The 18,315-nt window shown below is 62.8% G+C and carries 18 protein-coding genes; 11 read left to right on the top strand and 7 right to left on the bottom strand.

The features are described from left to right. Positions 1 to 178: 178 nt before the first annotated feature. From O9X62_RS01385 to O9X62_RS01355, 7 genes are all read left to right on the top strand, one after another. A complete protein-coding gene (locus O9X62_RS01385) occupies positions 179 to 2,164 on the top strand; it encodes a methyl-accepting chemotaxis protein (protein ID WP_269530986.1) in 1,986 nt (661 codons plus the stop codon). Positions 2,165 to 2,217: 53 nt separating this feature from the next. Continuing rightward, positions 2,218 to 2,607 carry a DUF3718 domain-containing protein gene (locus O9X62_RS01380; protein ID WP_269530985.1) on the top strand — a complete coding sequence of 130 codons (390 nt, stop codon included), beginning with the start codon at positions 2,218 to 2,220 and terminating at the stop codon, positions 2,605 to 2,607. Between the two features lie 62 nt (positions 2,608 to 2,669). Then, positions 2,670 to 2,981: a DUF4156 domain-containing protein gene (locus tag O9X62_RS01375; RefSeq protein WP_269530984.1), complete on the top strand. Its 312-nt coding sequence runs from the start codon at positions 2,670 to 2,672 to the stop codon at positions 2,979 to 2,981. A 174-nt stretch (positions 2,982 to 3,155) separates the two neighbouring features. Beyond that, positions 3,156 to 3,509, top strand: coding sequence for a DUF4870 domain-containing protein (locus O9X62_RS01370; protein WP_269530983.1), 354 nt, complete (start codon positions 3,156 to 3,158; stop codon positions 3,507 to 3,509). Between the two features lie 180 nt (positions 3,510 to 3,689). Next, positions 3,690 to 5,507 (top strand): amidohydrolase family protein, encoded by a 1,818-nt coding sequence (locus O9X62_RS01365; RefSeq protein WP_269530982.1) that lies wholly within the window; start codon positions 3,690 to 3,692, stop codon positions 5,505 to 5,507. 225 nt (positions 5,508 to 5,732) lie between these two features. After that, the gene (locus O9X62_RS01360) at positions 5,733 to 6,833 is read left to right on the top strand and encodes a sensor histidine kinase (RefSeq protein ID WP_269530981.1); all 1,101 of its coding nucleotides are present in this window, start codon (positions 5,733 to 5,735) and stop codon (positions 6,831 to 6,833) included. Positions 6,834 to 6,857: 24 nt separating this feature from the next. Continuing rightward, entirely contained in the window at positions 6,858 to 7,466 is a 609-nt protein-coding gene (locus O9X62_RS01355; RefSeq protein ID WP_269530980.1) for a DNA-binding response regulator, read from the top strand. 110 nt (positions 7,467 to 7,576) lie between these two features. Here the strand turns inward: O9X62_RS01355 and O9X62_RS01350 are convergent, their stop codons facing one another. From O9X62_RS01350 to O9X62_RS01325, 6 genes are all read right to left on the bottom strand, one after another. Further along, the gene (locus O9X62_RS01350; RefSeq protein WP_269530979.1) at positions 7,577 to 8,923 is read right to left on the bottom strand and encodes a glutamine synthetase family protein; all 1,347 of its coding nucleotides are present in this window, start codon (positions 8,921 to 8,923) and stop codon (positions 7,577 to 7,579) included. A gap of 16 nt (positions 8,924 to 8,939) precedes the next feature. Next, positions 8,940 to 9,470, bottom strand: coding sequence for a PH domain-containing protein (locus O9X62_RS01345; protein ID WP_269530978.1), 531 nt, complete (start codon positions 9,468 to 9,470; stop codon positions 8,940 to 8,942). A 10-nt stretch (positions 9,471 to 9,480) separates the two neighbouring features. After that, the gene (locus O9X62_RS01340; protein ID WP_269530977.1) at positions 9,481 to 10,377 is read right to left on the bottom strand and encodes a polysaccharide deacetylase family protein; all 897 of its coding nucleotides are present in this window, start codon (positions 10,375 to 10,377) and stop codon (positions 9,481 to 9,483) included. A gap of 11 nt (positions 10,378 to 10,388) precedes the next feature. Continuing rightward, on the bottom strand, positions 10,389 to 11,678 hold the full coding sequence (locus O9X62_RS01335) for an FAD-binding oxidoreductase (protein WP_269530976.1): 1,290 nt from the start codon (positions 11,676 to 11,678) through the stop codon (positions 10,389 to 10,391). Between the two features lie 3 nt (positions 11,679 to 11,681). After that, positions 11,682 to 12,836, bottom strand: a complete 1,155-nt coding sequence (locus tag O9X62_RS01330) for a CaiB/BaiF CoA-transferase family protein (protein ID WP_269530975.1) — start codon at positions 12,834 to 12,836, stop codon at positions 11,682 to 11,684. A 193-nt stretch (positions 12,837 to 13,029) separates the two neighbouring features. Beyond that, complete coding sequence (locus O9X62_RS01325) at positions 13,030 to 14,208, bottom strand: acyl-CoA dehydrogenase (RefSeq protein WP_269530974.1); 1,179 nt, start codon at positions 14,206 to 14,208, stop codon at positions 13,030 to 13,032. A gap of 156 nt (positions 14,209 to 14,364) precedes the next feature. Here O9X62_RS01325 and O9X62_RS01320 point away from each other — a divergent pair, with 156 nt between their 5' ends. The 4 genes from O9X62_RS01320 to O9X62_RS01305 all read left to right on the top strand — a co-directional run bounded on the left by O9X62_RS01320 (position 14,365) and on the right by O9X62_RS01305 (position 17,614). Further along, the gene (locus O9X62_RS01320; protein ID WP_269530973.1) at positions 14,365 to 15,252 is read left to right on the top strand and encodes a DMT family transporter; all 888 of its coding nucleotides are present in this window, start codon (positions 14,365 to 14,367) and stop codon (positions 15,250 to 15,252) included. Beyond that, the gene (locus tag O9X62_RS01315; RefSeq protein ID WP_269530972.1) at positions 15,249 to 16,004 is read left to right on the top strand and encodes an IclR family transcriptional regulator; all 756 of its coding nucleotides are present in this window, start codon (positions 15,249 to 15,251) and stop codon (positions 16,002 to 16,004) included. The genes O9X62_RS01320 and O9X62_RS01315 overlap by 4 nt, the downstream gene beginning before the upstream one ends. 76 nt (positions 16,005 to 16,080) lie before the next feature. After that, positions 16,081 to 16,620 (top strand): glutathione peroxidase, encoded by a 540-nt coding sequence (locus O9X62_RS01310; protein ID WP_269530971.1) that lies wholly within the window; start codon positions 16,081 to 16,083, stop codon positions 16,618 to 16,620. A 7-nt stretch (positions 16,621 to 16,627) separates the two neighbouring features. Beyond that, positions 16,628 to 17,614 (top strand): NAD(P)/FAD-dependent oxidoreductase, encoded by a 987-nt coding sequence (locus tag O9X62_RS01305; protein WP_269530970.1) that lies wholly within the window; start codon positions 16,628 to 16,630, stop codon positions 17,612 to 17,614. 11 nt (positions 17,615 to 17,625) lie between these two features. Here O9X62_RS01305 and O9X62_RS01300 read toward each other — a convergent pair whose 3' ends face one another. After that, a complete protein-coding gene (locus O9X62_RS01300; protein ID WP_269530969.1) occupies positions 17,626 to 18,288 on the bottom strand; it encodes an FMN-binding negative transcriptional regulator in 663 nt (220 codons plus the stop codon). Positions 18,289 to 18,315: the final 27 nt, after the last annotated feature.

Genomic DNA, 18,315 nt, shown 5'->3' with positions numbered 1-18,315 from the left:
CCGGCTCATGCCGGCGTTGTGCGTTTCTGGGCAGTGGAGTGGGGCGCTAAGTTAGAAAGTGCTAATTGGGTAACATTCAGTCCGGGTAGAATCCGTAAAGTATGACTAAGCTGGTGGAACAGACCGACTGACGGCATAGACCGCACCGGCTCTGGTGGCGCATATCGGGGAGATAGCGATGTTGGGACGACTGACGGTAGTACAACGGATTGGTGCGGGTTTTGGGGTCGTTACCGTGTTGTTGCTGGCGGTGGGGCTGACGGGTCTGGTGGGTCAGGCCAGTATGAAAAGCAGCATGGTCAATGTGTCGGATGCCACGCAGCTCAGTAATCAGAGCCAGGCGGTATTGGTGTCGCTGCTGGAGATCGGCCGCAGCGCGGATAGTTACCATGCCACCACCGAGACTGCCGAACTCGCGGACCTGGAGGCGCGTTATGCGGCCTCAGGCAAGCGCATTACCCAGCTGCGCAAGGAACTGACGGGTCTCGGCGACGACGATCCGGAGATCAAGTCTGCCTCGCAGGCTTTCGGCAAGGAGATTGCCGCAGTGCAGGGCGCTGCCGATGCACTGTTCAATTCCCACAAGCAGTACGCGGCACTTTTCCCGGCGCTCAAGCGTGGGCGCGGGCAACTTGAAGACACGGCAGACGAGATGGATGGTGCCATTGCCGATGCACTGGATGCAGGCGGCAACCCGGCCTTGCTCAATGCCTTGCGCAAACAGATCAAGCTCTCCATCAACACGGCGACCAAGGTGCTGGATCAGAAGAAGCTGGAATCCGCCCGTATTGCCGCCAAGGATATGCAGCCGATTGCCGAATCCCTCAGCAACAGCCTTGATCAGCTGGGTGATGGCAAGGCAGTTGCCGATGTCGCTGAACTGCTCGGTGATTACGTTTCCCTGCTCAAGGGCGACAAAGCCTTGCTGGCATTGCATATCAAAGCACTGGAACAGGATGCGCAATCGGTACAGGCACTGACTCAGCTTGACCAGCGCATCGAAGCCACCCGCAAGCAACTGGATGCGGTGGTTGCGCTGGCCGGCGAGCGCGTCGCCGCGGCCCGCAAAGCGGCAGATCGTGCCAGTACCTTCGGCATTGCCGCCATCGTGATCATGGGCCTTGCTGCCCTGGTTGTGGCCGGGCTGGTCGCAGTGTGGGTCACCAACAGCATCCGTCAACCTCTGTCGCGTGTCATGGCGCAGCTGCGCCGCCTGGCTCAGGGCGACATGACCCAGCTGGTCATGGTGGATAGCCGCGACGAGTTCGGCGAGCTCGGACGCTCTACCAATGAACTCACCGAACGGCTACGCAGCATGCTGGTGGACATTGCCAATGATGCCGTGACCCTGGCCCGTGCCAGCGAGCAGAGCACCAGCATCGCGGTACAGACCAGTGCCAGCATCGAGCACCAGCGCCACCAGACCGACACGATGGCGCAGGAAATGTCGGCCATGTCGGAAAGTGTGCGTGCCGTGGCCGAAGGTGCCGAGCGCACGCTGTCAGAAGTGCGCAGCGCCCGCGATATGGCCGAACGGGGCCAGACCGTGGTGGAGTCCAACCTGCACATCATTGAAGGCTTGGCCAGCAACATCGCCTCCACCGCTGATGTGGTGAGCAAGCTCGATGAATACAGCAACGATATCGGCCGCATCCTCACCGTCATCAGCGAGATTGCCGATCAGACCAATCTGCTGGCACTCAACGCCGCCATTGAAGCTGCCCGTGCCGGCGAACAGGGCCGCGGCTTTGCCGTGGTGGCGGATGAGGTTCGCACTCTGGCCAGCCGCACACGGCAATCCACGGGGGAAATCCATTCCGTGATCAATCGCCTGCAGGAAGGCGTGGGTGATGTGGTCAAAGCCATGCGCGCCAGCCGTGAAGGCACCAAGTCCAGCGTCAGCCAGGCCCATGAGGCTGGCCGTGCGCTGGAGGCCATTCTGTCCAGCATGCGGCAGGTGGACACGATGAGCGGCGAAATCGCCAAGGCCGCCGAAACCCAGAATCTGACCACCCGCCAGCTGCATCAAGGCGTGCTGGATGTCAGCACGATTGCTGAACAGACCGCACGGGGTGCGACACAGACGGCGGAGTCCAGCCGTGAACTCGCCAAGCTTGCCGAACGCCTGCAGCGGCAGGTCTCCCAATTCCAGGTCAGCCGATGAGTGAAGCCCCTCCGGCGCCGATAACGATCCAGAAACAGAAGGAGCTATCCATCATGAACCCCCGCACCTTGCCGATGATCGCGATGGTTGCCATGTTGCAGGTTGCCGTACAGGCATCTGACATGCAGAAGATTTGCGACTACATCAAGGCCGACGACCGCACCAGCCTGCGCAATGCACTGGATGAGAATGATGTTGACCTGCGCAGGGAGTATTCCGATATCAAATGCGGCAAATACCCCCTCTTGCGCTATGCCGTGGTGAGCGGTGCCTTGGAGGCCGCCTCCCTGATCATCAGCAAGGGTGGCAAGAAGATCCTGTCGGAAAAAGACGCGGATGGCCTGGCCGCACTCGACTATGCCAAGAAGCACCATGATTCGGCGGATGCGGCCAGCAAGCCCAAGGTCAAGGCCGTGCTGGATCTGATCCAGTCCAAGTCCTGAGGCTGGCTGATGGGGCGGGCTTGCGGCACACTGTGAGCCCCCCGAATGCCGGAGCATCTTGCATGAGAATCCTTACCCTCTGCCTGCTGGCAACTGGCCTGACGGCCTGTGCCGATTTTGTCCCTCTCAAGCCCGAAGCCGAACGTATCCAGGTCAGTAAACCGGAACTGGTTGGCGGCTGCACGCTCAAGGGCTCCACCCGCGTGAAGGTGCTGGCGAAGCTGGGCCCGCTAAGCCGCGACGAAGGCAAGCAGATCATTGAACTCAATACCCTGGCGCGCAACTCTGCGCTGGATCTGCAAGGCGACACCGTCGTGCCTGCCGGCCCGATCGAGAACGGCGAGCGTGACTTCAAGGTGTATCGCTGCCGATAAGCGGCAGGCCGGTCTGGCGGTGAAGACGACACCGTGCGCCGAATTGGCGGCGTGTTTGGCAATATCACCGTGTGTCGGGCTGGCAATTGCATGACATTGGTCTACCCTGAGCGAAGCGCCGTCGTCGCGCACCCACCCGCGGCCAACACCGCCTTGTACAGGGAGACCCCAAGCATGTCAGACCAAGAACCTAGCCAGACACCGGCCACCGCGTCGAGCGACAGCAACACCTTTGCCATCCTGACCTGGATCGGCACGCTGATCTTCGGTTTCATTCCCCCACTGATTGTCTTTCTGATCAAGAAAGATGACGAACTGGTGCTGGAAACCGCGAAGGAAGCACTCAACTGGTCGATCACCGCCATCATCGGTTACGTGATCTGCGCCGTACTGTCCTTTGTGGTCATCGGTTTGCTGATGATGCCGGTGCTGGGCATCGTGCATCTGGTGTTCTGCATTCTGGGCGCGATCAATGCCAGCAAGGGCATTGCCTACAAGCTGCCCTTCAATCTGCGTCTGATCAAGTAAACGCCATTACCGGTTTGCGCTGCTGGCTGCAGCGGTAAAACGCCGCCCGACTGGGCGGCGTTTGCATTCCCGATCCCGGCCTGTCCATGACATCTGTCATCCACAAATGATGACGCCTGCGACTGTGTGCAGCGCAGGGCAGGGCCCACAGTAAGGTCACACCCACAAGGAGACCTTCCTATGCTGTTCACCCCCCGTATCTTGCCCGCGCTGCTGACCCTGTGCCTCAGCGGCATCACGCTGGCCGACACCACACTGATTCGCGATGTGCGTGTGTTTGATGGCGAATCCCTGCATGCCAAACGCAGCGTGCTGGTGCGTGACGGCAAGATTGTCGATGCCGATTTTCGCGGCAAGCAGCCGGCCGGCAGCCGCGAAGTGCATTGCGACGATTGCACCCTGCTGCCCGGTCTGATCGACAGCCATATCCACGCCTACCAGAACGCCAAGATTCCGCTGCTGGTGGGGGTGACCACCCAGATCGACATGTTCATGGCCGTGCCGATGATGCAGGAGACTAAACGACTCATGCGGGAAGGCAGGCTGCTGGACGAGGCCGATCTCTTCAGCGCGGGCACCATGGTGACAGTCCCGCGTGGACACGGTACCCAGTACGGCTTCCCCATCCCTACGCTGACAAGCCCTGATGATGCTGCTGCCTTCGTGGCCGAGCGCATTGCCGAGGGCTCGGACTTCATCAAACTGGTTTACGACGACGGTAAAAGCTTCGGCATGAAAATGCCTACGCTGGATCTGCCGACGCTGACGGCGGCCATAGCCGCAGCGCGTGCCCAGGGCAAACTCGCGGTCGTGCATGTATCTAACCTGCAATCGGCCAAGGATGCGCTCAATGCCGGTGCGCATGGCCTGGTGCATCTGTTCAGCGACCGTGAGGCTGACGACGAATTCGTGGCGCTGGCCAAAGCCAAGGGCGCATTTGTGATCCCGACTTACTCCGTTTACGAAAGCGTGTTCGGTCGCAAGGGTGGCCAGACCTTGCTGGACAAGCCGGCGATTGTCGATGTGCTCGACGATGGGCAGCGCGGCAGTCTCGGCGTCACCATGCGCCCCATGGATTTGAGTGCCCGTCTCGACATGTTGATGAAGGCCAGCATCACCAAGTTGCGTGCGGCAGGCGTGCCGGTGTTGGCAGGTACTGATTCCGGTAACCCCGGTACTTTGCATGGCGCCAGCATGCATCGTGAGCTGGTGCTGTTGGCGGGAGCCGGCATGACGCCGCTGGAGGCGCTACGTGCTGCCACCAGCCTGCCAGCCCAGGCTTTCGGCCTCAAAGACCGCGGCCGCATCGCCAAGGGGCTGCGAGCCGACCTGCTGCTGGTCAAGGGCAATCCGGCACAGCAGATCAGCGACTCGACGGCCATTGTGGAAGTGTGGAAGAACGGTGTTTCCATACAGCCACTGCGCGAGGCACGGATCAAGGCGGTGCGGGCCGAGCGCGAGGCCAAGGCCAGCGCCCGCCCGCAAGCGCTGCCGGCAGATGGACGCATCGGTCTGTTTGAGGCACAGGGACAGGAGGTCAAGATGGCCGCCCCGTTCGGTGTCTGGATGCCAAGTCTGGACACGGTCATGAATGGCAAGTCCACCGTGACGCTCAGTCCCGGCAAGACGACCGAGGGCAATACCAGCATCAGGCTGGCTGGGGCACTGGACCCGGCCTTTGCCTTTCCCTGGGCGGGCATTGCCTTCAATCCCGGCGCACACGGTTTTGCGCCAACTGATCTCTCGGCCGCCAAGGGTTTGCGCTTCAAGACCCGCGGCGACGGTGGCACCTACGCTGTTCAAGGCTTCTGGCAGGCCGGCAGTTACCAGCCGGCAGTGGTCTCCTTCAAAGCCGAGGCCGACTGGAAGACTGTTGAGCTGCCCTGGGCGCGCCTGAACGGTTTTGACCCCAAAACCACCACCATGCTGGGTCTGGTGGCGGCCATGCGCAAGGGGGCGTTCCAGTTCGAAATCGCCGATGTGGAGCTGATGCTGTAACTCGCTTGCTGCCAAGGCTGAAGAACGCCGCACGCCTCACGGGTGCGGCGTTTTTTTGCCGCCGCGACGCCTGAAACAAGGGTGACAGCTGTCACCCGCAAGTACTGATGTCTTGCACTGCCGGCTGTTGGCGCAGCGGTCAAGAATCGGGGCGTTGGCTGGACACCGCGCTGGCGACGAATACCCATCATCCCGCTATGCTGCACCCGGATACGAGGAAACATCATGACGAGCTGCAAAGAATTGACTGTCCGTACACCCATTGGCTGGGAGCCGATGTTTCACCTGATCTGGCTGGGCTTTCTGTTCACACCCATGCTTGATTGGGGGGGTGGCGCTGGCTACCGCAATTTCCATCTGCAGGAAACCCTGCTGGCCATTGCGTTGTATGTGCCCATCCACTTTGTCACCTATTACGCCAGTGGTCCCAAGTTGTGGATCGGCCAGGCGCTGACTTTCTTGATTGCCACATGGCTGGTGCCCTACAACCCCGCCGCTCACACGCTGTTTCTGTATGCCGGCTTCCCCGGTGAACGCGCCACCATCAAGGAATCCGTCATCGGCATGCTGGCCGTGATGGCCGGTGCATTTGCGGTGTTCCAGTACTACAGCCTGGGCGGCGGCTATTACGGCATCCTCGCCGGTATCCTGTTCGGTGTCGGTGGTGCCATGCTCGGTGAAAAGACGAGCCGACGCGCCAAGGCCGTGATCGCGCTCAAGGACGTGGAAATCGAACGCATCGCCAAGGTGGCCGAGCGCGAACGCATTGCGCGGGATCTGCATGACTTGCTGGGCCATACGCTGAGCCTGATCGCCATCAAGGCTGAGCTCGCCCACAAGCTGGCCGAACGGGAACCCGTCCGGGCCAGTGGCGAAATGCAGGAAGTCGCCCAAGTGGCCCGCTCGGCGCTGGCGGAAGTGCGGCAGGCGATTGTCGGCCTGCGCTCGGTGGATTTGATCGAGGCCATCCGCCGCGCCGAGTCCACGCTGGTGGCCGCCGGCATTGCGGTCGAATTGCAGATCGACGCGCAACCCAAGCTGGATGCCGCAGCCGAGCATGCCCTGGCGCAGGCGGTAGTCGAGGCCAGCACCAATATCGTCCGCCATGCCAAGGCCAGCGAGGCCCGCCTTGGTCTGCGGCTGCGGCCGGACGGCGGTGCGGTGCTGCTGACCGTGCACGACAATGGCCCGACCGATACCCAGCTTGTGCCCGGCCACGGCCTGACCGGCATGCGCGAACGGCTCGATGCCGTTGGCGGTACACTCACGTTCGACCGTCAGGATGGCTTGTTGCTGACGGCCAGCGTGCCACTCGCGGCCGCCTGATCAACCCTCACGACGCTGCACGCCATGCCCAGTCTCCGTATCGTCCTTGCCGAAGATCAAGCGCTGGTGCGCGGCGCACTGGCGGCGCTGCTGCGGCTCGAAGCCGATTTTGACGTGGTGGCCGAAGTCGGCGATGGTCGCGCCGGGCTTGAGGCCGTGACCGCGCTACGGCCCGACATCCTGCTGACCGATATCGAAATGCCATTGATGACCGGCTTGGAGTTGGCGCAGGCAGTGCGCACGCGCGGTCTGCCTACCCGCGTGGTCATCGTCACTACCTTTGGCCGAGCCGGCTACCTGCATCGGGCCATGTCGGCCGGCGTGGGCGGCTATCTGCTCAAGGATGCCCCGAGCGAACAACTGGCCGCTGCCATCCGCCGCGTCGCCAGCGGCGGCCGCGCCATCGACCCCGAGCTGGCACTCGCCGGCTGGGATGGCGACGACCCACTGACCGACCGTGAGCGGCAGGTGCTGCGCCTGGCAGGCGAGGGCAAAACCTCGGGTGAGATCGCCAGCCTGATTCACCTGTCAGAAGGCACGGTACGCAATTATCTTTCCGAAGCCATCGGCAAGCTCGGGGCGGCCAACCGTATCGAAGCGGCGCGTTTGGCGCGGGACAAGGGCTGGCTGTAACCGGAGGGTCCAGTAAGGCAAAGCCGCATTGCACCGAATGGTTGTGCCGTGTGAGCGGTGTAGGTGCAATGCGCTGGGCTGATTGCACCCTACGGCGTACCGTCTCTTGATTAGGCCAACGCCGTCAGGTACTGCCGCTCCCACGGCGTGATCTCGGCCCAGAAGCTGTCGAGTTCGACTTGTTTGACGGCAATGAACGATGCGGTAAAGGTGTCACCCAGCAGCTGCCCGGGCAATGCGCTGGCGCGCATGCGGGCCAGGGCTTCATCCAGCGTACCCGGCAGGGTGGGGGCGTCGCTGATCTGGTTGAATACGGTGCCTTCGGCGGCCGCAGTGGGCCGCAGTTGCTGCTGCATGCCCCATAGGCCTGCGGCAAGGCTGGCAGCCAGTACCAGATAGGGGTTGGCATCCACGCCGGGAATCCGGTTTTCCACGCGGCGCGCGGCCGGGCCGGCGTGCGGGACGCGGATGCCGACCGAGCGGTTGTCGTAACCCCAGCTCAGGTTTACCGGTGCGGCCATGTGCTTGGCAAAGCGGCGGTAGCTGTTCACAAAGGGGCAGAACACCGGCATCAGCTCGGCAATCGCCTGCTGTTGGCCGGCGATGAAGTGCTCGAACAAGGCCGTGGATTCACCATTGGCGCCGCTGAAAATGTTCTGGCCGCGTGCATCGACCACGCTCTGGTGGATATGCATGGCGCTGCCGGGCTGGCCGGCCATGGGTTTGGCCATGAAGATGGCCTGCATGCCATGCTGGGCTGCAATTTCCTTGAGTGCGTACTTGAACAGGAAGGTCTGGTCGGCCACTTCCACCGCATCGCCGTGCCACAGGTTGATTTCGAACTGGCCCGGTCCTAGTTCATGCACGAAGGTGTCGTAGCGGATGCCCAGTACGTCGAGCGCGGCATAGAGCTGATCCCAGAAAGCTGCATGGTCGTTCAGACCGATGAAACCGAAGCCTTGCTGGCCGTTTTCGCTACGCCCGCGAGCGTTGGTCGGAGGCTGCAGAGGTTGATGAGGGTCGGTATGCGGGGCGAGCAAATAGAACTCAAGCTCTGGCGCCACCACGGGCGACCATCCATGTACGGCGTAGCCCGACAACACGTTCTTGAGCACATTGCGCGGCGCAATTGGCGTGGGCTGGCCGTCGAGGTCGATGCAATCGTGGATGCAGAGCGCGCGCGGGCGGCTGGCCCAGGGCACAGGTTTGAGTGTGGACATGACCGGAATCAGCTTCATGTCCGGATCACCCTCCCCCGAGAACTCGTAATCGGCCCAGTCGCCCGTGGCGGTGTGGATGGCGACAGCCCGGCACAGGCGCAGCTCCTGCCCCTTGGCAAACGCACTGCCCGGCAGCGCCTTGCCGCGTGGATAGCCATTGATATCCGGTACCAGGCATTCAACTTCGCGCACGGTATCGGGCTGGAACAGATCGGTGGTTTGGGCTGGCTGTTTCATGATGATTTCCGCTGGTTCAGTGCCGCTCGCGCAGCAGTTGGGCTATCTCGTCGAGACGGCTGGCAATGTGTTTGAGTGCGACAAGTTGTGCATCGTCACCGCTTGGGGCGGCAAGGGTAGGGTGGCGCAGCTGATCGCGCGCGGCGAGGATCTGCTGGCGGAAGGCGTGGGCATCGATGATGCCGACCAGCTGCATCTGGCTGGCCATTTGCGCGTTCTGCCCGGCGGTTTCGAACTTGAGCATGCTCAGGTGGAAGTAACGCAGGATCGGGCCTTCGATAAAGGTCACATCCTGAATGTTTTCCAGCGGGATGGTTTTTTCCACCTGGAACAGGATGCCCTTGCGAAAGCGCAGCGTGCGCGTGCTGAGTTCGCATTCGAGCTTGTCGTAATAGTGGCGCGCCCACCATTGGCCGACACCGCATACCCAGATCACGGCGAGTGGAATGCCGACGATGGTGAGCACCAGAAAGAACGCCACATAGAGCACCAGATAGGGGCGAACCAAGGTATTGAAGGTGGCGCGGTGCAGAATGGTTTCGTGCATGGCTATCTACTTACAGACCCGCGGCATCGAGCAGACGCGCTTCGTAGCGGCTGTCTTCGGCCGGGTAGCGCATATCGGGCAGGCGGCGTACCTTGCCCAGCATCCACAGCAGACTTTCCCCGGCGGGGACGAAATCGGGTTCGATCATGTAGAGCGGATCGGCGAATGCGGTTTCGGCCGAGACAAACGACCAGCCTTCCTTGCGCAGCATGGCGATCAGGTCGCCCAAAAACGCGGCGTTGATGGCATTGGTGTGCAGCAGCAGAACATGCGGGAATTCGCGGCCCACCACCTTCTGGCCGAGCTGGTGGTAGTAGTCGGCGCGGTTACGGATATGGTCGAGATAGGCTTGCCGGAATGGCGCAGGGTCGGCGTCGGGATGGCGCGCCTGCCAGGCAAGGAAGCGCTCATCGTAGTACCAGTCGCTGGCGTCCACGCTTACCGGGGCCGTTTTATAGCCGTGCTCGCGCAGCCAGAGACGCAGTCCATCGCGGCGACCCGAGGTTGCGCCTTCTTTCAAATACGGAAAACGGAAGCGCTGCGTCCAGCCTGGCATGTCCTTGAACAGCGCGGCGTTGCGTGTCATGTCCTCATCAAAGTCAGCAAGGCTGTACTTGAGCCCGGAATAGTCGCGATGCGTATAGGTGTGATTGCCGATCTGATGGCCGGCCTCGCCCCAGGCACGCACCAGCGTCAGACCCGCCGGGCTGTCCACGTTCTTGCCGCTAGGCAGCAGCAGGCTTTTGATGCCGGCCTTGTCGAGCGTGGCGAGTATCTGCGCGTTCCACTCGGCGGCCTGCGGCTGTTTGCGCGGGTCGAAGCCGTCGTCAAAGGTCAGGGCGATCTGTTTGCCGGCCCAGACGGGCAGCGTCAGCAAGGCGAGGAGTAGCAGCAGGGATTGGCGCATGGCGAGGCTCATCAGAACAAGTCTCGCAAGCGATACCACGTTTTGCCCGCAGCTTCCATTGGCCCGGCCAACCAACGGCCGCCTGGCAGCGGCGGGTTGCTGAGCTTCATGAAGCGGCGCAGATGGCTGTCATCGCCCAGTATCGCGCTGGCGAGCACGCGGCCGGCCACGCAGGTGGGGATCACGCCGTGGCCCGAGAAACCTTGAGCCCAACACACATTGCCGCGCTGGCCGAAGTCGGGCGTACGGCGCATCGTGCAGTCGATGAGTCCGCCCCAGCCGTAGTCGAGCTTTACGTCCTTGAGCTGCGGGAACACGCGATCCAGCGAGGGGCGCATGGCTGCCTTGATATCGCGCGGCATGCCGCCCAGGTAGGTGCAGCCACCGCCGAACAGCAGACGGCCATCGCTGCTCAGGCGGAAATAATCGAGCACGAACTGGTTGTCGGTCACGCAGGCGCGGCTGGGTACGAGCTTGGCGCCGCGCTCACCCAGCGGCTCGGTGGCGACCATGAAGGTGCCTACCGGCAAAATCCGGCGCGAGCGTTCGCGGTCCAGATCGCCTAGGTACACATTGGCGGCGAGCACCAGCGCATCGGCGCGCACGCGGCCGTTTTCGGTGTCGATGATGACCTGATTACCCTGCTGCGTGTGGCGGATGGCCGGGCTGTGCTCATGGATGACCACGCCCATCGCCTCGGCCGCCGCGGCCAGACCCAGCGCGTACTTGAGCGGATGCAGGTGACCGGCTTCGGGGTCGTACAGCGCGGCTTGGTAGCGCGGGCTATCGACCCAGTTACCAAGGTCGTGCTTGGGGATGAACTGCAGGCCGGTGTAGCCCCAGTGTTCGCTGGCCTCCTGCTGCCAGTCGGTCAGTAGCTTGACGCGGCGCGGCAACACCGCGGTCCACAGATGGCCGTCCTGCCAGTCGCAATCGATCTGATGGCGGGCGATGCGCTGGCGGATTTCGCCGGCGGCGTCGCGCACCAGCTGCCAGATCTGCATCGCCTCATCGCGGCCCAGCTGCGCCTCGATGGGCGGCATGTCGCATGAAAAACCGAGTATCGCTTGCCCGCCATTACGGCCCGATGCACCCCAGCCCACGCGGCTGGCGTCGAGCATGACCACCCGCTTGCCGGCCTCGGCTAGCCGCAGCGCGGTGTACAGGCCGGTATAGCCCGCACCGACAACACACACGTCGGCCTGCACCTCGCCGTGCAAGGCCGGGCGCAAAGGCGCGTCGGCCACGCTGGCGGCGTAGTAGCTGGCGGGATACGGCTGCAGGCGGGCGTTCAGCGACATGGTTTAGTCACGGGCCAGTATGTGCTGCGTGTGTTCGCCCAGCATCGGGGGCGGGGCGTCGTAGCGGATCGGCGTTCTGGAGAACTTGATCGGGTTGGCGACCATGCGCACGCTGCCGAGCGGGTGGGGAATATCCACGACGCTGCCGCGCGCCACGGCTTGTGGCTCGGCCAGCGCTTCGGGAATCGTATTGATCGGCCCGCCGGGAATGCCGGCGCTTTCCATGCCGGCAATCCAGTGTGCGCGTGGCTGCTGGATCAAGGCGGCTTCAATCAGCGGCACCAGCGCAGTGCGGTTTTCCACGCGGGCTTTGTTGGTGGCGAAGCGTGCGTCGGACGCCCATTCGGCATGGCCGCACAGCTCGGCAAAGCGGGCGAACTGGCCGTCGTTGCCCACGGCCACGATCACATGCCCATCGCTGGCGGGAAAAGCCTGGTAAGGCACGATATTGGCGTGGGCATTGCCGTAGCGTGGCGGATTGACACCGCCGACCAGATAGTTGGACGCCACATTGGCCAGCATGGCCAGTTGGCAATCAAACAGCGCCAGATCGATATGCTGGCCGATACCTGTGCGATCACGATGCGCCAGTGCGGCAAGGATGGCGACGGTGGCATACATGCCGGTGAACAGATCGGTGACGGCCACGCCGACCTTTTGCGGTTCGCCGTGTTGTTCACCCGTAATGCTCATCAGCCCGCCCAGACCCTGGATCATGAAGTCGTAACCCGCTTGATCCGCGCGCGGGCCTTGCTGGCCAAAGCCGGTAATCGAGCAATAGACGAGATCAGGTTTGATGGCGCTCAGCGTGGCGTAATCGAGCCCGTATTTCTTGAGACCGCCCACCTTGAAGTTCTCGACCACCACATCGCAGCTTTTGACCAGCTCATGCAGCTGCGCTTGGCCCTCGGGGCTGGCCATGTCGATGGCGACCGATTGTTTGCCGCGATTGGCGCACAGGTAGTAAGCGGATTCGCGCGTGGGCTGGCCGTCACGATCCTTGAGGAACGGTGGACCCCAACCGCGGGTGTCGTCGCCGCCATCGGGCTTTTCGATCTTGATGACGGTGGCGCCCATATCGGCCAGTTGCTGGGTGGCCCAGGGGCCGGCCAGCACGCGGGAGAGGTCGAGGACGCGGAGGTGGGAAAGTGCAGACATCGAGAGTCGCCTGGATTGCGGCGTAAAACCCCAGCCCCGAAACACGAAGGGCACAGTGCGCACGGAGCAGGCACAGGGTGAGCAGCATGAACCGTTTGTATCTTGGTCTGGTTCAGGCTTGGGTTCCCTGTTGCCCGCTGTGTGCTCAGTGCCCGCGGTGTTTCAAGGTTTGAATTTCATGCCTTGATTGGAATCACGCACCAAATGCGGCAATGCCCGTCTGTGCGCGGCCCAGGATCAGCGCGTGCACGTCGTGCGTGCCTTCGTAGGTGTTTACGGCTTCCAGGTTCATTACGTGGCGGATCACGCCGTATTCGTCGCTGATGCCGTTGCCGCCGTGCATGTCGCGGCTGACGCGGGCAATGTCGAGTGCCTTGCCGCAGTTGTTGCGCTTGATCAGGCTGATCATCTCGGGCGCGGCGCGGTCTTCGTCCATCAGGCGGCCAACGCGCAAAGCGGCTTGCAGACCCAGGGAGATTTCGGTCTGCATGTTCGCAAGTTTGAGCTGGATGATCTGGTTGGCGGCCAGCGGGCGGCCGAACTGGTGGCGATCGAGCGTGTACTGGCGGGCGCTGTGCCAGCAGAACTCGGCGGCGCCCATCGCACCCCAGGCAATGCCATAGCGTGCTTTGTTAAGACAGCCGAACGGGCCTTTGAGGCCCTTCACTTCCGGGAACATGTTCTCTTCGGGCACGAACACTTCGTCCATGACGATCTCGCCGGTAATGCTGGCGCGCAGGCTGAACTTGCCTTCGATCTTGGGGGCGCTCAGACCCTTCATGCCTTTTTCGAGCACGAAGCCGCGGATATCGCCGGCGTCGTCCTTGGCCCACACCACGAACACATCGGCGATGGGCGAATTGGTGATCCACATCTTGGCACCGCTGAGGCTGTAGCCGCCATCCACCTTGCGGGCACGGGTGATCATGCTGCCGGGGTCGGAGCCGTGGTTCGGCTCGGTCAGGCCAAAGCAACCCACCCATTCGCCGGTGGCCAGCTTGGGCAGGTATTTTTGTTTCTGTGCTTCGGAGCCGTAAGCGTAGATCGGGTACATGACCAGGCTCGATTGCACGCTCATGGCCGAGCGGTAACCGCTATCCACACGCTCGACTTCACGCGCAACCAGACCGTAGGAAACGTAGCCTGCACCGGCGCAACCATAGCCGTGGATGGTGGAACCCAGCAGGCCCAGCTCACCGAGCTCGCTCATGATCTCGCGGTCGAAATGCTCGTGGCGGTTGGCCTCGAGCACGCGAGGCAGCAGTTTGCCCTGGCAGTAGTCGCGCGCGGCGTCGCGAATCATGCGTTCTTCGTCGGACAGCTGTTCGTCGAGCAGCAGAGCGTCATCCCATTGGAAGTGCGGCTTGGCCATGAAGTTTCTCCGGTCGGTTGGGCCGCGATCTGCGGCGGCGGTCTGGCTTGTCTTGTTCCGCAATGCGGAACATAATTCTGCAATGCGAAACAGCTTACCGGCGAGCGGGACTGCTTGTAAAGGCAGACCATCGGCTGGTATCCAAAGGATGATGTGTTGAAACGATTGATATCCGGGTGGGAGGGCCTGGCCGGCAATACCCGCGGCGTGGCTTTCGTCATTCTGGCCATGGCCAGCTGGGCCACCATGAACGCCGCTACCAAGGCGATGGGTGCTTATGGCTACGATGCCGAGGCGTTGGTATTCCTGCGCGCCAATATCGTGCTGCTGATGCTCTTGCCCTTTGTGCTGCTCACGCGCGGGCGGCTGGTGATGACACGCCAACCCAAGCTGCATCTGGTGCGCGGTGTCTTTATCGCCACCTCCTCCTACACCGCAGCCTATGCCGTTACCCGCCTGCCGCTGGCCGAGACCAATGCGCTGCTGATGACAGCCGCGCTGTTCATGTTGCCGCTGGGCGTATGGCTGCTGGGTGAACGTGCCCACTGGTCGCGTTGGCTGGGTGTGGGTATTGGCTTTGGCGGCGTGCTGGCCATCCTCCGGCCCGGTGCAGATACCTTCCAGTTCGCGTCGCTGGTGGCCTTGCTGTGCGCGCTTTCCGAAGCCCTGCTGGGGGTAGTGCTCAAGAAAATGGGCACGACTGAGCCATCAGCCACCATCGTCTGGTGGAGTTATGTGACCAACTGGGTCGTGTTTGGCCTGCTGTGCGGCTTTTACCTGCCCATGCCGCCGCCCGAGTCCTGGTACTTGCTGCCCTTGTTGGGCTTGTCGACCATGGGGGTGTATTTCGCCTACATCCAGGCTTACAAGGTGGGGGATGCCTCGGCGGTGGAGGCAGGCAGCTTCTCCTTGCTGCTGTTCAGTCCGCTGGTCGGTTGGCTCTGGTTTGCCGAGTTGCCAACGCAAGCCTTCTGGGCCGGGGCGGGCCTGCTGGTGGTGGGTATCGCGATCGTGATCATCGAACCCAAGGGGCGGGCAGCATGAGCGATGCACATCAGGATGACCGTTTGTTCGTCACCGCGCTGGCACGTGGGCTGGATGTCCTGGCCGCCTTTCAGGCCGGGGATAGGGCCTTGGGCAATACCGAACTGGCGCAGCGCTGCCAGCTGCCCAAGTCCACGGTATCGCGGCTCACCTACACGCTTTGTCAGCTGGGCTACCTGAGCCAGGACGAATCGGGCAAGTACCGGCCTGCACCCGCGGTGCTCACGCTGGGTTTTGCCGCGCTGAGCGGACTGGACTTGCGGGAGCGTGCGCGTGAACCGATGCGGCGTTTGTCGGAAGAAACCGGTTTGTCGGTGACGCTGGGCGTGCGCCAGGATCTGCGCGTGGTCTATGTGGAGACCTGCCGCTCCCCAGCCCGCGTGGGCATACGCCTGGAGGTGGGCTCGACGGTACCGCTGGCCAGCACCGCCATCGGTCGGGCACTTTACGCCAACATGGCAGCCACTGACCGTGCCGAACTGGATGCGGCGCTGGCTGCACAGAACGCGACTGCCTGGCCGGCATTGCAAGCGCGCTTGCAGCAAGCCTTGGCGGCCTACCGACATGACGGCTTCTGCGCGTCGTTTGGCGAGTTCGAGCCCGATATCTATGCGGTGGCCGTGCCGATCCCCGGCAGCAGCCCAGCGATGGCCATCAATTGCAGCGGCCCGGCTTACCGGCTGGATGAAGCCAGCTGGCGTGCCGACATTGCGCCTCGCCTGATGCAGCTGGCGCGTGAACTGAGCGCCTAGGCTGAACGAAGCCCGGAATTTTGACGCTGCTCGGGGCGAGGGCTAGCATGGCCCGTATTCTGCCGGAGTGCCTGCCATGTCCCGTCTCGCCGCCTTGTTCCTGTTGTTGTCACCGCTGGGTGCGCTGGCAGCCTGCCCACCCTTGTTGCAACACAGTTTCAAAACCCTGCAGGGCAAACCGCTGGATTTATGCAGCCTGGCCGGCAAGCCCATCATCGTTGTGAACACGGCCAGCAAGTGCGGCTACACGCGCCAGTTTGAAAAGCTCGAAGCCATGTACAAGCAGTACAAGGCGCAGGGGCTCACGGTAGTGGGCTTTCCGTCCAATGACTTCAAGCAGGAGCTTGCCTCCAACGCGGAGATCGCCGAGTTCTGCAAGCTGACCTATTTTGTGGAATTCCCCATGGTCGAGGCATCGAGCGTACGGGGCGACACGGCCAATCCATTCTTCAAGGCACTGGCCAAAGCCACGGGACAGGCGCCCAAGTGGAATTTCCAGAAATACCTCATCGCGCCCGATGGCCAGACCGTCTACGCCTACAGCACACCCACCGAACCGGATGCCCCGGAGCTGATGGCCAAACTCCGGCCCATGCTCGCCACTGGCGCACGCTGAGTCCGCCATGACAACGCCCATGCATGTGCTGGATGTGGCCGTGGTTGGCGCAGGCGTGGCGGGTGTGAACTGCGCCCGTTTGCTGGCCGCTGCAGGCAAGCGGATTGCCGTCTTCGACAAGGCCCGCGGTGCAGGCGGCCGGCTGGCAACCCGGCGCGGGGAGTGGGCCAGCTTCGACCACGGTGCGCAGTATTTCACCGCACGCGATCCGGGTTTTTGCGCCTGGGTCGGTGAGCAGCAGGCTGCGGGTGCCGTGGCGACCTGGGATGTGCGCGTCGCGGCACTGGATGCGGATGGTTGCCACGATACGGCCGCCGAGACCCGGTTTGTCGGTGTGCCGGGCATGAGTGGCCTGTGCCGGCGCATGCTCGGTGACATCCCTTTCTTTGCAGAACACCGCCTGACCGCCATGGCACGCGATGGTGATGGCTGGCATCTGGATTTCGATAACGGAGATACCGCTGCCTGCCGACAACTGGTGCTGGCCGTGCCGGCGCCTCAGGCGGCCGCTTTGCTCCAGGACACCCCGACCCTGGCAACGCTGGCGGCGGGTGTCGCCATGCAGCCCTGCTGGGCTGTGATGCTGCGCTTTGACCAGGCATTACCGGTCGCATTTGATGCGGCCTTCGTGAATACCGGCCCTTTATCCTGGGTTGCCCGCAACACCAGCAAGCCCGGCCGCCCTCCGGCCGAAGCCTGGGTGCTGCATGGCCATGCGGATTGGTCTACAGAACATGTCGAGGCCGCCGAGCAATGGGTGATCGATACCCTGACGGCGGCGTTTGCCCAAGGGATTGCCACGCCGGTACTCCCCATCGAGGCGCGTGCGCACCGCTGGCGCTATGCACAAGTCGCCCAACCCCTGTCGCTAGGCTGCGTGCACGATGAGGCGCTGGGTATCGGTCTGGCGGGGGACTGGCTCAACGGCGGCCGTGTGGAAGGGGCTTGGTGCTCTGGTGCCGCGCTGGCGGCGCGCATACTGGCAGCAAGCTGACGGGCGGGCGCCTAGCGAGATGCTCCGCCATCTGACTTGCTGGACAGGGCGCCCAGCGCCTGCATCCAGTCGGCGGTTGCTTGCTGCGATTCGCTGCCACCTCGGCGCAGGCCTTGCATCACGCCCTCGATATCTGCCGTGCTGCGGTTCTGGCTGAGCTTGAACTTGCCGGCAATGGACCCGATGCGGATTTCAATCCCGACAATGGCCTTGTACATGGCCGCACGGAAATCGGCGGGTGCATCGTCGAGCGACCAGGGTTGCGGCTGTGTGGCCTCGAAACGCTCGGTCAGGGTCCTCAACACCGTGTCCAGCCGCGTTGGCTCGGCAAACACCTGCAACCGGCCACGTACTTCAACGAGCGCATAGTTCCAGGTCGGCACGGCCTTGTGGTGGAGCGCCTTGGTGGGATACCAGTTCGGCGACACATAGGCATCCGGGCCATGGAATACCACGGTGACCTCCCGGCCATCGGCCAGTGCCAGCGGATTGGCAGCCGCCACATGACCGATCAGGCAGCCCTCTGCCACTGCATCCCCACTCAGCAAGAGCGGCAATACATTCACTTCGGGCCCGTTCACGCCTGCGCAGACCACAGTTGCCAAGGGGTGATCGGCGATCAGTCTGGCGAGCAGGGCCGGGTGGGTTTCGCTGAAATGGCCTGGTGTATACATGGCGTAGTGACCGAGATCGGGCCTTGC

It is taken from the genome of Chitinimonas sp. BJYL2 (genome assembly GCF_027257935.1).
Taxonomy (GTDB): Bacteria; Pseudomonadota; Gammaproteobacteria; order Burkholderiales; family Chitinimonadaceae; genus Chitinimonas.
Note: the sequence above shows the minus strand (reverse complement) of the source record. Positions and strands in the feature narration are given on the sequence as shown.

Excerpts from the sequence above, each read along its gene's own strand:
- O9X62_RS01300 (WP_269530969.1), bottom strand. The coding sequence starts at position 18,288 with ATGTATACACCAGGCCATTTCAGCGAAACCCACCCGGCCCTGCTCGCC.
- O9X62_RS01335 (WP_269530976.1), bottom strand. The coding sequence starts at position 11,678 with ATGTCGCTGAACGCCCGCCTGCAGCCGTATCCCGCCAGCTACTACGCC.
- O9X62_RS01380 (WP_269530985.1), top strand. The coding sequence starts at position 2,218 with ATGAACCCCCGCACCTTGCCGATGATCGCGATGGTTGCCATGTTGCAG.
- O9X62_RS01355 (WP_269530980.1), top strand. The coding sequence starts at position 6,858 with ATGCCCAGTCTCCGTATCGTCCTTGCCGAAGATCAAGCGCTGGTGCGC.
- O9X62_RS01315 (WP_269530972.1), top strand. The coding sequence starts at position 15,249 with ATGAGCGATGCACATCAGGATGACCGTTTGTTCGTCACCGCGCTGGCA.
- O9X62_RS01365 (WP_269530982.1), top strand. The coding sequence starts at position 3,690 with ATGCTGTTCACCCCCCGTATCTTGCCCGCGCTGCTGACCCTGTGCCTC.
- O9X62_RS01375 (WP_269530984.1), top strand. The coding sequence starts at position 2,670 with ATGAGAATCCTTACCCTCTGCCTGCTGGCAACTGGCCTGACGGCCTGT.
- O9X62_RS01370 (WP_269530983.1), top strand. The coding sequence starts at position 3,156 with ATGTCAGACCAAGAACCTAGCCAGACACCGGCCACCGCGTCGAGCGAC.
- O9X62_RS01385 (WP_269530986.1), top strand. The coding sequence starts at position 179 with ATGTTGGGACGACTGACGGTAGTACAACGGATTGGTGCGGGTTTTGGG.
- O9X62_RS01350 (WP_269530979.1), bottom strand. The coding sequence starts at position 8,923 with ATGAAACAGCCAGCCCAAACCACCGATCTGTTCCAGCCCGATACCGTG.
- O9X62_RS01360 (WP_269530981.1), top strand. The coding sequence starts at position 5,733 with ATGACGAGCTGCAAAGAATTGACTGTCCGTACACCCATTGGCTGGGAG.
- O9X62_RS01345 (WP_269530978.1), bottom strand. The coding sequence starts at position 9,470 with ATGCACGAAACCATTCTGCACCGCGCCACCTTCAATACCTTGGTTCGC.
- O9X62_RS01330 (WP_269530975.1), bottom strand. The coding sequence starts at position 12,836 with ATGTCTGCACTTTCCCACCTCCGCGTCCTCGACCTCTCCCGCGTGCTG.
- O9X62_RS01310 (WP_269530971.1), top strand. The coding sequence starts at position 16,081 with ATGTCCCGTCTCGCCGCCTTGTTCCTGTTGTTGTCACCGCTGGGTGCG.
- O9X62_RS01340 (WP_269530977.1), bottom strand. The coding sequence starts at position 10,377 with ATGCGCCAATCCCTGCTGCTACTCCTCGCCTTGCTGACGCTGCCCGTC.
- O9X62_RS01305 (WP_269530970.1), top strand. The coding sequence starts at position 16,628 with ATGACAACGCCCATGCATGTGCTGGATGTGGCCGTGGTTGGCGCAGGC.
- O9X62_RS01325 (WP_269530974.1), bottom strand. The coding sequence starts at position 14,208 with ATGGCCAAGCCGCACTTCCAATGGGATGACGCTCTGCTGCTCGACGAA.